This window comes from Herbiconiux sp. VKM Ac-1786 (assembly GCF_015350805.1).
In the GTDB taxonomy this organism is placed as follows: Bacteria; Actinomycetota; Actinomycetes; order Actinomycetales; family Microbacteriaceae; genus Herbiconiux.
On the sequence record NZ_JADKSG010000001.1, the window covers coordinates 660430 to 672746 of the forward strand.

At 71.9% G+C, this 12317-nt stretch carries 11 protein-coding genes and 3 tRNA genes; 11 read left to right on the forward strand and 3 right to left on the reverse strand.

All coding sequences use genetic code 11. The features are described 5' to 3' along the window. Window positions 1-49 precede the first annotated feature (49 nt). Both ITJ64_RS03275 and ITJ64_RS03280 read right to left on the reverse strand, forming a co-directional pair. Entirely contained in the window at window positions 50-1381 is a 1332-nt protein-coding gene (locus tag ITJ64_RS03275) for a M23 family metallopeptidase (protein WP_194679350.1), read from the reverse strand. A gap of 57 nt (window positions 1382-1438) precedes the next feature. Continuing rightward, a complete protein-coding gene (locus tag ITJ64_RS03280) occupies window positions 1439-2692 on the reverse strand; it encodes a M23 family metallopeptidase (RefSeq protein ID WP_194679351.1) in 1254 nt (417 codons plus the stop codon). A 122-nt stretch (window positions 2693-2814) separates the two neighbouring features. Between ITJ64_RS03280 and ITJ64_RS03285 the strand changes: the two genes are divergently transcribed. From ITJ64_RS03285 to ITJ64_RS03320, 8 genes are all read left to right on the forward strand, one after another. Continuing rightward, a tRNA-Glu gene (locus ITJ64_RS03285) sits at window positions 2815-2887 on the forward strand. 42 nt (window positions 2888-2929) lie between these two features. Further along, window positions 2930-3006 (forward strand) — tRNA-Asp (locus ITJ64_RS03290). Window positions 3007-3067: 61 nt separating this feature from the next. Next, window positions 3068-3140, forward strand: a tRNA-Phe gene (locus ITJ64_RS03295). Window positions 3141-3266: 126 nt separating this feature from the next. Then, window positions 3267-4115, forward strand: a complete 849-nt coding sequence (locus ITJ64_RS03300; RefSeq protein WP_370545009.1) for a DNA/RNA non-specific endonuclease — start codon at window positions 3267-3269, stop codon at window positions 4113-4115. Between the two features lie 31 nt (window positions 4116-4146). Beyond that, window positions 4147-4644 (forward strand): DUF1772 domain-containing protein, encoded by a 498-nt coding sequence (locus ITJ64_RS03305; RefSeq protein ID WP_194679352.1) that lies wholly within the window; start codon window positions 4147-4149, stop codon window positions 4642-4644. A gap of 43 nt (window positions 4645-4687) precedes the next feature. Next, window positions 4688-5854, forward strand: a complete 1167-nt coding sequence (locus tag ITJ64_RS03310) for a winged helix DNA-binding domain-containing protein (RefSeq protein ID WP_194679353.1) — start codon at window positions 4688-4690, stop codon at window positions 5852-5854. Beyond that, window positions 5851-6627, forward strand: coding sequence for a spermidine synthase (locus tag ITJ64_RS03315; protein WP_194679354.1), 777 nt, complete (start codon window positions 5851-5853; stop codon window positions 6625-6627). Before ITJ64_RS03310 ends, ITJ64_RS03315 begins: the two co-directional genes overlap by 4 nt. A 24-nt stretch (window positions 6628-6651) precedes the next feature. Beyond that, window positions 6652-7365, forward strand: coding sequence for an SOS response-associated peptidase (locus ITJ64_RS03320; RefSeq protein WP_194679355.1), 714 nt, complete (start codon window positions 6652-6654; stop codon window positions 7363-7365). A 4-nt stretch (window positions 7366-7369) separates the two neighbouring features. Here ITJ64_RS03320 and ITJ64_RS03325 read toward each other — a convergent pair whose 3' ends face one another. Beyond that, complete coding sequence (locus ITJ64_RS03325; protein WP_194679356.1) at window positions 7370-8386, reverse strand: LacI family DNA-binding transcriptional regulator; 1017 nt, start codon at window positions 8384-8386, stop codon at window positions 7370-7372. Between the two features lie 261 nt (window positions 8387-8647). On the opposite strand from ITJ64_RS03325, the gene ITJ64_RS03330 reads away from it, so the two are divergent. The 3 genes from ITJ64_RS03330 (at window position 8648) to ITJ64_RS03340 (ending at window position 12308) form a co-directional block, all read left to right on the forward strand. Next, window positions 8648-9703 (forward strand): ABC transporter substrate-binding protein, encoded by a 1056-nt coding sequence (locus ITJ64_RS03330; RefSeq protein ID WP_194679357.1) that lies wholly within the window; start codon window positions 8648-8650, stop codon window positions 9701-9703. A gap of 77 nt (window positions 9704-9780) precedes the next feature. Next, a complete protein-coding gene (locus tag ITJ64_RS03335; RefSeq protein ID WP_370545010.1) occupies window positions 9781-10608 on the forward strand; it encodes an ABC transporter ATP-binding protein in 828 nt (275 codons plus the stop codon). 2 nt (window positions 10609-10610) lie between these two features. Next, window positions 10611-12308, forward strand: a complete 1698-nt coding sequence (locus ITJ64_RS03340) for an ABC transporter permease subunit (protein WP_194679358.1) — start codon at window positions 10611-10613, stop codon at window positions 12306-12308. Window positions 12309-12317 lie beyond the last annotated feature (9 nt).

Below are 12317 nucleotides of genomic sequence, written 5' to 3' on the forward strand. Positions count from 1 at the left end.
TCGAGGTGGCGGGGCGTTCTGCGTTGTGGGGCGGGCGGCGCGGGGTCAGTCAGAAGCCGACGAAGTTGCGGGGGTTCTGCGAGACGCCGCCGACGCGGGTCTCGAAGTGCACGTGGCAGCCCGTCGAGGAGCCCGTGGTGCCGGCCCAGGCGATGAGCTCGCCGACGCCGACGTCTTGCCCGCGGCCCACGTTGAGCGAGCTGTTGTGGCCGTAGACGGTGGTGAGGCCGCCGCCGTGGTTGATCGTGACGGAGTTGCCGAGGCCGCCGTTGTAGCTGGCCTGGGTCACCGTGCCGGTCGCCGCGGCGTAGACCGGGACGCCGCAGGTGCCGCCGGGCGCCACCAGGTCGATGCCGGCGTGCAGCCGCCACTCGTGGAAGATCGGGTGGAACCGCTGGCCCCACTCGTCGGAGACACGCCAGCTCGCGAGCGGGCTCGTCCACCCGTCGACCGAGGCGATCGGGCCGCCGCCACCGCCACCGGCCTCCGCCGCCTCCTGCGCGCGGCGGATGGCCTCCTGGCGGGCCCGCTCCCGGGCCTCCTCCTCGAGGCGCTTGCGCTCGGCGACGCCGGCCTCGTAGTCGGCGACGGTCTTCGCCGTGCTCTCCTGCAGCGCCTTCAGCTGCTCGTCGAGCACGATGCTCTGTGCCTCCTGCTCGGCGAGGGCTCCCTCGAGCTGCGCCTGGGCCTCCTGCGCCTCGGCCAGCGCGGCCTCGGCGGCGTTCTTCAGGCCCTCGAGCTCGGTGCGGGCGACGACGGCCTGGTCGGTGAGCGACTTCGCCGTGTTGCGGTCTTGCGCGGCCTGCTCGTAGAGCCGCACGGTCTGCTGCGAGAGCTGGCTCATCGCGCCGAGGCGGTAGAGCAGGTCGTCGGACGCGTCGCCGCTGACGATGAGGTTCAGGGTGAGGTCAGTGCCGCCGGCCCGGGAGAGCTGGCTGATGAGCTGCCCCGCCTGACCGTTGGACTCCTCGGCGCGGAGGGTGGCCTCGGCCGCCTGCCGGTCGAGCTCGTCGGCGCGGAACGTGGCGGTGTCGTAGGCGTCTTGCGCGGCCGAGTACTCGTCGGCCTTCTGGGCGGCGAAGGCCTGGGCGGCCTCGACCTCGGTCTGCAGCTGGGCGACGATGCCCTGGATGCGCTCCACCTCGGCCTGCTTCGCCGACTCGCTGCCGCGGGCGGCCAGCACGTCCTCCCAGGAGGGGTAGTCGATCGCCGAGGCGGGCTCGACACCGCGCAGCACCTCGACGCAGATGATCGCGAGCGCCAGCACGACGGCGGCCACCCACGTATGCACCGGCCGCTTCGCGCGCATGCGCGGCTGCACGGCGGACGCCGGATCGCCGGCGGCGCGGGCGGAGGGCGGGGTGGGGTTCGCGGTGCTCATCGTCGGGACTCGCTCAATCGTCGGTGGGCTCGGGGGCGGCGTGGGTCATGGTCGGGCCTAGCCGAACTCGATGCCCTGCGCCGCCATGAAGGGGCGGGGGTTGATGGCGGTGCCGTTCTGGCGCACCTCGAAGTGCACGTGGCAGCCGGTGGAGTTGCCCGTGGTGCCGGCGTAGGCGATCGGCTGGCCGACCGAGACGTAGGTGCCGTTGCCGACGAGCAGCGTGGTGTTGTGGCCGTAGGCGGTGGCGATTCCGCCGCCGTGGTCGATCTGGATGAAGTTGCCGTAGCCGCCGTTCCAGCCGGCGTAGTTGACGATGCCCTCGGCCGCCGCGTAGACGGTGGCGCCGCAGGTGCCGCCGTTGTAGACGAGGTCGATGCCCGAGTGGAGCAGGTACGCGCCTGACACCGGGTTCACGCGCATGCCGTACTCGTCGGACGAGAACGCGCCGGGGAACGGGCTCGCCCAGCCGCTGGCCGCGATGTAGGGCAAGGTCGACAGCCCCGCGGCCGCAGCCGCACGGGCGGCCTCGGCCCGGGCGTCGACGCCCTTCTGGTAGTCGGCCTCGGTGGCGACCCGGTTCTCTTGGAGCACCTGCAGCTGGGCCTGGAGCTCGACCTGGTGGTCCTCCTGCTCCTGCAGCGCGGCCTCGGCCTGCTGCTGGGCGGCGACCGCCTCGTCGCGCAGGCGCAGCGCCTCGTCGGCCAGGCCCTTCAGCTCGTCGCGGGCGACTTCGGCCTGCGCCGTGAGGGCGGTGGCGGTGTTCGTGTCCTGCTGGGCCTTGGCGTAGATCTGCGAGGTCTTCTCGGCCAGCTTCGACATGGCGCTGAGCTGGTAGAGCAGGTCGTTCGAGAGCTGCTCGCCGCCGACCAGCAGGTTGAGGCTGAGGTCGTTGCCCCCGGTTCGCGCCAGTTGCGCGGCGAGCTGGCCGGCTTGACGGTTCGAGGCCTCGGCGGTCGTCCGAGCATCCGTCGCCTGCTGCTCGAGCTCGCCCGCCACGAAGTTCGCCGTGTCGTAGGCGGTCTGCGCCGTCTGGTACTCGGTGCCGCGCTGGGTGGCGAGCTGCTGGGCCGCGGAGACCTGGGCGTTCATCTCGGAGATGAGGCCCTGGATGCGCGTGACCTCCTGGTCTTTCGCCTCGGCGTTGGCCTGGGCGTTCTTCACGTCGTCCCACGTGGGGTAGTCGTCGGCGAACGCCGGGGCGACCCCGGCACCGAAGACCACCGCGGCGGCCACCGCGAGCCCGGAGGCCGCGGCGACGAGTGCCAGGCGCAGGCGCGCGAGGCCGGTGGGGATCTGGTCGGTGCTCATGTACCTGCGAATCTAACCTGCGGGGGGCTCAGGGGTCGGTTCATCCCTCAGCATGTGGACAAGTCTGCCCGAATTGGCGACTGTGCCGGAGATGTGGCATACTCGACGAGTTGTCGCGCCGCGGCCCCATCGTTTAGCGGCCTAGGACGTCGCCCTTTCACGGCGGTAGCACGGGTTCGAATCCCGTTGGGGTCACAAGCTCCAGTGCGAGAACACATACAATAGGAACACAAGTAAGGCCCTGTAGCGCAGTTGGTTAGCGTGCCGCCCTGTCACGGCGGAGGTCGCGGGTTCAAGTCCCGTCAGGGTCGCCATGGCGTGAAAGCCCTTCCAGTCGGAAGGGCTTTTCGCTAGAAGCGGCGCATTTGCCGTTTCGGCTCTGTAGCTCAGTTGGTAGAGCGCACGACTGAAAATCGTGAGGTCACGGGATCGACGCCCGTCGGAGCCACTGAAACCCTCGCCTAGCTTCTACATGGCGGGGGTTTCTTACGTTTCCGGGCCGATTCCGTCCGGCTCGGGTGAACATCGCCTGAAGGCGGCTTGCGCGCCAGGGCTCTCGTGGTCGACTCGAGGCATGAGTGGATACGACCCGCAGTTCCTCGACCTCGACGACGAGCACGACGGCGCGGGGGCGGTGGCTGTGCCGGCGCCGCGGGGGGAAGCGGCCGGGGCGCGGATGCGGCGGCTGGAGTATGTGCACTTCACGGTGCTGCTCGATGCGGGGCGGCGGTTGGCGGCCGCGACCGCCGTGAACATCGACGGGAGCGCGCTGCTCGATCTGGGGCGGGGCGACGACTGGCATCTCGACGAGCGGGTGGCCGCCGACGAGCAGGCCGGGCCCGAGCTGTACGCGCGGAACGATCTCGATCGGGGGCATCTGGTGCGGCGGCGGGATCCGGTGTGGGGCGACGTCGAGATCGCCTCCGAGGCCAATTACGACAGCTTCTGCTACACGAACGCCGCCCCGCAGGCGGCCGAGTTCAACCAGTCGATCGAGCTCTGGAACGGTCTCGAGGACCTGGTGCTCGAGTACGCCGGCGCCAACCGGCTGCGGCTGAGCGTCTTCACCGGGCCCGTGTTCGCCGACGACGACGAGCTGTACCGCGGGGTGCGCATCCCCAAGCAGTTCTGGAAGGTCGCCGCCTGGGCGAGCGAGGGCCGCCTGCGGGCGAGCGGCTATCTGCTCGACCAGTCGCCGCAGCTGGGCGACATCGATCTGAGCGAGCAGACGGCGACGGATGCTCCGCCTCCGCTCGGGCCCTTCCGCACCTTCCAGGTGCCGGTCGCCGACCTCGACATGCTGACCGGGCTCGACTTCGGGCTGCTCGTGGGCGCCGACGTGCTCGCGAGCACGGTGCCGACGGCCGGCGTCCATCGCGAGCGGTGGATCGAGGTGACCGACGCCACGCAGCTGCGCTGGTGACGGGGCGGCCGGCGCGCGCGAGAATGGGCGCATGGACGCGCTGACTCCCGTCGCCATCGGGCTGACCGCCGTGAGCGCGCTCGGCGCCGGGCTGGTCGGCGGCGTGTTCTTCGCCTTCTCGGCCTTCGTGATGCAGGGGCTCGCGGATGCGCCGCCGACGGCCGGCCTGGCCGCCATGCAGGGCGTCAACCGGGCGGCCGTGCGCCCGCCGCTGATGGTGGCGCTGTTCGGCACGCTCCTCGTGGGGGCGGCGGCGGCCGTGCTGCTGGCCGTCGACGGCGCGGGGCACGCGGTGTGGTGGGCGGTCGGCGGTGCGGTCGTGTACCTCGGGGCGGTGGTGGGGGTGACGATCGGGTTCCACGTTCCCCGCAACGAGGCGCTCGCCCGGGTGGGGGTCGATGATCCGGATGCGCCGGCCGCCTGGTCGCGCTACGTCACCGAGTGGACGCGGGGCAACCACGTGCGCGCGGTGGGCGGGGCGCTCGCGGCGGCGCTGTTCGGCGTGGCGGCGATCACAGCGCTGCTCTGAGCATCCGGCCCTGGATGTCGGAGGACGTCGCCATACTGGGCGCATGAGCAGACGCATCCCGGCCGGTGAGCGCGAGCTGCTGCAGCGCCGGCTGGCGTCGCAGTGGCTCACGCCCGCCGGCGGCGAGCAGAGCGGCGGCGACCAGAGCGGCGGCGAGCGCGACCGCGCGGCGCGGGTCGCCGCCGTGACGCGGCGGATGCTCGCCACCCAGGCGCAGGACTTCGGGCAGGGAGTGTGGGCGCTCGGCGTCCGCGCGCCGGGGAGCACCCGACGCGACGTGACGACGGCGCTCGACGACGGCTCCGTGGTGCGGTCGTGGCCGATGCGGGGCACCCTCCACTTCATCGATCCCGACGACCTGCGCGGCTTCCTGTCGCTCACCGCCCGCCGCACCGTGACGGGGGCGGCCGCCCGGCATCGCGGGCTCGGCATCGACGAGCAGACCGTCGCGCGGGCCCGCGACGTCGCGACCGGGCTGCTCCGCGGCGGCGGGCGGGCGAGCCGCGAGCAGTTCACGGCCGCGCTCGAGAGCGCCGGGCTGGAGCCGACGGGCCAACGGGGCATGCACCTGATCTGGCTGCTGGCGCACGAGGGCCTGATCTGCTGGGGGCCGATGGCCGAGGGCGGCACGCAGCAGGCGCTCGTGCTGCTCGACGAGTGGGCGCCGGCGACCCGGGACCGGTCGCCCGACGAGGCGCACGACGAGCTGCTGCTGCGCTACGTGCGGGGGCACGGCCCGACCACACTCAAGGACTTCTGCCACTGGAGCAAGCTGCTCGTGTCCGACTCGTCGGCGGCCCTCGCGCGCATCCGGGACCGGCTGGAGGAAGTCGAACTGGGCGGTGCGAGCTACCTGGTGGAGGCGGGAGACATCGAAGCACGAGCCAGGGAAGCGGGCACCGCTCCGCCGCAGCTCGCCCTCCCCGGCTTCGACGAGTTCCTGCTCGGCTACCGCTCCCGCCAGCCCGCCCTCGCCGCCGAGTTCAGCGCCCGGGTGGTGCCGGGCGAGAACGGCATGTTCTTCCCCATGCTCGTCTCGCGCGGCGCGATCGTCGGCACCTGGAAGCGCAGCATCACCGCCAAGGCCGTCACGGTCACGACCGATCCGTTCGAGCCGCTCACCGCCGCCGAGCAGAAGGGCTTCGAGCGCGCCCTGAGACGGTACGCCGCCTTCCTCGAGCTCCCGCTGACGGGGAGGGGTGGGAGATGACGGCTGACGAGACGGTCGCGCGACGGCGCCTGCGCGAGACGGGCGAGGAGGCGGTCATCCGCCGCGACCCGCTGATGCCCGGCGCCTTCGAGCTCGTCGTCGGCGGCAGCCCGCAGTCCCACGTCGACCTCGGCGACCCCGGTGCGCTCTTCCACGACTACGTCCGCCGCATCGGTGCCGTGATCGAGCGGCTCCGGATGCCCGGCGAACCCGTCACCGCCGTGCACCTCGGCGCCGGAGCCCTCACGCTCCCCCGCTACGTGCAGGTGACCCGTCCCGACTCCGAGCAGCACGTGGTCGAGCTCGCGGAGGAGCTGGTGCCCTTCGTGACCGGCACGCTGCCCCTGCCGGCGGGCACCCGGCTGACGACGCATCCGGGCGACGCCGCCCGCGTGCTGAACGGCGGCGACCTCGCCGGCCTCGCCCACAGCGCCGACCTCGTGATCGCCGATCTCTACCAGGGCACCACGACGCCCGCCCACCTGCGCACGACCGGCTTCTACCGGGCGGCATCCGCTCTGCTGGCACCCGACGGGGTGCTCGTGGTGAACGTCGCCGACGACGACGGCGCCCCCGCCCTGCGCGCGCACCTCGAGGCGCTCGAGCCGGTGCTGACCCACGTCGTGCTCTCGGGCCCTGCGTCGGTCGTGACGGAGGCGCGGGCCGGCAACGTCGTCGTCGTCGCCTCGGCGTCGCCCGCCCTGCTCGGGTGGCTTCCGGCCCTGCGCGCAGCGGGCCCGCACCCCGGAGTGGTGGACCCGGTGGGAGCATGATGGAGACGGACGAGAGGAGCGATCATGTGCGGACGGTTCGCGATGAGCGCCGAGACCGATGAGCTGATCGCCGAGTTCGTGGCGCGCGGCGGTCGCCTGGAGGACTGGCGGCCCTCCTACAACGTCGCCCCCACCGAGGAGTCGCCGATCGTGCGCGAGCGCCTGATCGAGGGCGAGCTCGTGCGGCAGCTCGATGCCGCGAGCTGGGGCCTGAAGCCGTCCTGGGCGAAACCGGGCGGGCCGGCGCCGATCAACGCGCGACTCGAGAGCGTGTCGACGAACGGGCTGTTCCGCAACGCCTTCGCCCAGCGCCGCTGCATCGTGCCGATGAACGGCTACTACGAGTGGGAGGCCACCGAGCACGGCAAGCAGCCGCACTACATCCACGCCCCTGAGAGCGTGCTGGCGGCGGCCGGGCTCTACGAGGTGCGCAAGGTCGGCGAGGAGTGGTCGGTCTCGTTCACGATCATCACGCGCGAGGCGGCCGACGCCTCGGGCGAGGTGCACGACCGGATGCCCGTGTTCCTCACCCCCGATACCTGGGAACACTGGGTCGAACCGATGAAGCTCGAGAAGACCGACGAGAAGGAGGAGCTGCTGGCGATGCTCGACCGCTCCTCGCTCGCGGTGGCGTCGACGATCACCACCTACCCGGTGTCGAAGCGGGTCAACAACGTGCGCGACACCTCGGTGGCGAAGGACGACCCGACGCTGATCGAGCCCCTGACCGCGGCCTAGCGAATCAGCCCGCGACCGGCCCCGTCGTCCCCCGCAGCACCAGCTCCACCGGCAGCCGCACCGACGCGATCCCCTCCATCGACCCGGCCGCCAGACCGTCGAGCAGCAGCTTCGCCGACTGCCGGCCGATCTCGAGCATGTCCTGCCGCACCGTCGTCAGCCCCGGCGTCACCACCGACGCCATGTCGACGTCGTCGAAGCCCACGACCGAGACGTCGTCGGGCACCCGCAGCCCCTCCTCCCAGAGCCGGCGCATGGCCCCGATCGCCATGAAGTCGTTGCAGGCGAACACCGCGGTGAACTTCACCTCGTGGGCGAGCAGGTCGCTCATCAGCTCGTAGCCCGAGCGGATCTCGAAGTCGCCGTGGATGGCCAGGGCGTTGGGGAACGACTCGCGGATGCCGCGCATCCGCTGCACCGTCGAGTGCAGCCCCGGGAAGCCGGCGATGATCACGGCCTTCGTGTGCCCGAGCGAGCGCACGTGCCGGCCGAGGTCGCGGGCGCCCGAGTAGTTCGTCGAGGTGACCGAGGGCAGGCCCTGGAGCTCCTCGATGTCCTCGTCGGCGAGCACGATCGGCGCCGGCGACGACGCCATCGACACGAGCTCGTCGGTGGGCTTGATCTCGCGGCTGGCCGTGTAGACGAGGCCGTCGATCGCCCGGGTGCGCAGCATGTTGAAGTACCGCTTCTCGCGCCGCGGGTCGGAGTTCGAGGTGCTCGCGATGATCAGGCCGTGGTCGTGCTCGTTGGCCATCTCCTCGACGCCGCGCGCGATGCGGCCGAAGTACCAGTGCGAGATGTCGGGCACGGCCAGGCCGATCACCTGGCTGCGGCCCGACTTGAGGCGCCGGGCGCCGGCGTCGGGCACGTAGCCGTGCTCGTCGATCAGCCGCTTGATGCGCAGGGCGGTGGCCGGATGCACGGGCCGCTTCCCCGACAGCGTGTGCGACACCGTGGTCACGCTGACGCCCGCGGCCTCGGCGATCTGCTGCATCGTCCAGGGCCGGGGTCGGTCGTTCACGCCCTCAGAGTAGCCGAGCGGACGGGCGCCCCACGTCGCTTTCGCAAAACGTGTTGCGGCGCATCCTGAGACCACGGCGAACGGATGCCCGGTCGTTTACACCCCCGAAACACCGGGTAATGGGGCCGAAACACCCACACCTTAGGTTGGGGCCACGCACCCGCCGCAAAACGGTTTGCAGAGCCACAGCCCCACAGCACCACAGCCCCACAGCACCTCCCCCGGTTCCGCCTCCCCTCCCGAGACTCCTAGGAGAACCCCATGTCCTCACTGCCCTCACGCCGCGCCCGCCGCGTGCTCGCCGCCGCGACCGCCGGCGCCCTCAGCCTCGCCGTGCTCGCCGGCTGCGCCTCCTCCTCCAGCGGCGAGACCGCCTCGGGCGACGGCGTGACGCCGATCACGCTGCAGACCTCGTGGATCCCGCTCGTGCAGTTCGGCGGCAGCTACGTCGCCGACAAGGAGGGCTACTACGAGAAGAACGGCGTCGACGTCGACATCCTCCCCGGCGGCCCCGATGTCGACCCGATGGCCGCGGTCGTCGCGGGCCAGGCCGACATCGGCATGGGCAATGCCGACACCGTCGCCCGTGCCAACGAGCAGGGCGCCGACCTCGTGATCATCGCCGCGGGCTTCCAGAAGAACCCGCTCGCCATCCTGTCGAGCCCCGACAAGCCCATCGCGACGCCGGCCGACATGGCGGGCATGAAGATCGGCGTGCCTTCGGGCGACGAGGCCGCCCAGGAGGCGCTGCTCGCCGCGAACGACGTCGACGCCTCGAAGGTCACCAGCGTGCCGGTCGGCTTCGACGTGGCCCCGCTCGTCTCGGGCGAGGTCGACGGCCTCTGGGTGTTCTACTCCGAGCAGCCGATCGCCTACGAGGAGGCCACCGGCAAGGCCGGCACCGTCTTCCTCACCGCCGACTACGGCCTCGACATCTACGCCCAGGTCTACGCGGTCACCCGCGAGAGCCTCGAGGACGACACCAAGCGCGCCGCCATCGAGGGCTTCCTCAAGGGCGAGATCGAGGGCTGGCAGGACTACGTGGCCGACCCGACCGAGGCGGTCGAGCTCACGGTCAACGACTACGCGAAGGACGGCGGCCTGACCATCGAGGAGCAGACCAAGCAGGCCCAGCTGCAGATGGACCTGCTCGTCACCGACGAGACCAAGGAGAACGGCCTGCTCACGATGTCCTCCGACGCGATCGCGAAGAACGTCGCGACCCTCGACACGCTCGGCATCTCCGGCGTCGACGACTCGCTCTTCGACACCTCGGTGCTCGACGAGGTCTACGCGGGCTCGAACACCATCAAGTAGCACCGACCGGGCCCTCCTCCCGCGCGATCCCGTCGCGGGAGGAGGGCCCGGGCTCCACCACCAGCAACGGAGGCGCCGTGACCGGCTCTGGCTTCACCCTCAGCAATCTGACCAAGGTCTACTCGTCGAAGAAGAGCGACGTGCTCGCGCTCGACGACGTCTCGCTCGCCGTGCCCCAGGGCTCGTTCACCGCCCTGCTCGGGCCGTCGGGCTGCGGCAAGTCCACGATCCTGCGCATCCTCGCCGACCTCGAGTCGTACTCGGCCGGCGAGGTCACGATCCACGGCGAGACGCCGGCGGCCATCCGCTCGGCGCACCGCCTCGGACTCGCCCTGCAGGACCCGTCGCTGCTGCCGTGGCGCAGCGTCCGCGACAACATCCGCCTCCCCGGTCAGGTGATGCGCACGCCCATCCCGGCCGCCCGCATCGACGAGCTGATCCGCCTCGTGGGCCTCGAGGGCTTCGCGGATGCGCGTCCCGCCCAGCTCTCGGGCGGCATGCGCCAGCGCGTGGCGATCGCCCGCGCCATCGTCGCCGAGCCCGAGATCCTGCTGCTCGACGAGCCGTTCGGCGCCCTCGACGAGATCACCCGGCAGCGGATGAACGAGGAGCTGCAGAAGCTCTGGTCGGCCACGAAGGCCACCGCGCTGCTCGTCACCCACTCGATCTCCGAGGCGGCGTTCCTCGCCGACAAGGTCGTGGTGATGTCGCCGCGGCCCGGCCGGATCGTCGGCGAGATCGACCTCGACTTCGCCCGGCCCCGGCGGCGTGACCTGCTCGCGACGCCGGAGTTCCACGCGGTCTGCGACGAGCTGTCGCGGATGCTGCACGCCGGCACCGACGACGACCCGGACGACCTGGTGAGCGACGGCGAGCTCGCCTCGGTCGCGCCGGCGGAGGCGTGAGCGTGAGCACCGGGAGCGGCACCGGCGCGCCCGCTCCCGTGACCGCCGACGCCGCGGGCCGCGCCGCCGCCGACCGCGCCGCGACCGCCATCGCCACCGAGCGCGCCCGCTCCCGCCGCGACTCCCGCCGCGGCGCCCTGAACGGCTGGGTCGTCACGGCCCTCGTCAGCGTCGCCCTCCTGGTGCTCTGGGAGATCGCCGCCGAGCTGTGGCTGACCCGCCTCGGCGTGCTCGCCTCGCCGACCGCGATCGTGCAGAGCCTCGTGGCCGACTGGCCCGTCTATCTCAACGCCTTCTCGGCCACCGCCTGGGTGGCGGTGCGCGGCTGGTTCTTCGGCAACCTCGCCGCCGTCGTCGTGGCGGTGCTGTTCGTGCAGCTGCCGGCGCTCGAGTCGCTCTTCCTGCGCCTCGCGCTCACGCTGTTCTGCCTGCCGCTCGTGGCGGTGAACCCGCTGCTGCAGCTCACCTTCGACCCCGACACCGCGAAGGTCGTGCTGGCGGCCCTGTCGGTGTTCTTCACCACCCTCGTCGGCACGATGCTCGGCCTCCGCTCGGCCGACGGCGGGCCGCTCACCATGGTCACCGCCTGGGGCGGGCGCTCGCTCTCGGCGCTGCGCTTCGTGCGATTCCCCTCGGGGATCCCCGCCATCCTGACCGGTCTGCAGATCGGTGCGGCCGCCGCTGTGCTCGGCGCGATCTTCGGCGAGTTCATCGGCGCGAAGGCCGGCCTCGGCGTGCTGCTGATCAACGGGCTGATGTCGCTCGAGCTCGGCCGCGTCTGGTCGGTGGCGGTCATCGCCACCGTCATGGCGGCGGTGCCGTACGGCGTCTTCGGGCTGCTGCGCCGCTGGCTCACCCCGTGGTCGGCGTCGATCTCGACCGCGCAGACCGCCCCACCAGCGGCTCGCGGCCCGCTCGCCGCGCGCCTGCTGAAGACGCTGGCGTGGACCGTCGGCTCGCTCCTCGTGATCCTCGCCGCCTGGTGGGCCTACCTGATCGTCTTCGACATGTCGCCGTTCGTCGGCAAGTCTCCGCTCGACGTCTTCGCGTACCTGTTCACGAGCGATGACGCCGCCGCGAACCGGGCGGTCATGCTGAAGGCCCTCGGCGAGACCCTCGTGCACGCCGGCGTCGGCTACGTCGCCGGTCTCGTGATCGGCATCGCGGCGGCCGTGGCGTTCGTCACCTTCCCGGTGGTCGAGCGGGTGCTGACGCCGCTCGCGGTGGCGTTGCGCTCCGTGCCGATCATCGTGCTGATCCCGGTGCTCATCCTCGCGCTCGGCCGCGGGCTCGGCGGGGTGGTGGCGATCACCGCGATCGTGACCTTCTTCCCGACGCTCGCGAACACGCAGAGCGGGTTGCGCCGGGTGCCGTCGGACGCGTTCACCCTGATGCGCAGCTACGACGCCTCCATCTGGAGCAACCTCTGGCGCCTGCAGCTGCCCTACACGCTGCCGTCGATCTTCGCCTCGGCGCGCATCGCCGCCCCCACCGCCGTGCTCGCCGCGACCCTCGCCGAGTGGCTCGCCACCGGTGACGGCCTGGGGCACGAGATCGTCGCGTCCCGCGCCCACTCCGACTACACGGGCCTCTGGGCGGCCGCGGCCATCCTCACCGCCGTCTCGCTGATCTTCTACGGGCTCGTCAGCTGGGCCGAACGCGCGGTGCTCGCGAAGTACTCGCCGACCCAGCTCGGCTGAGCCTCGGCG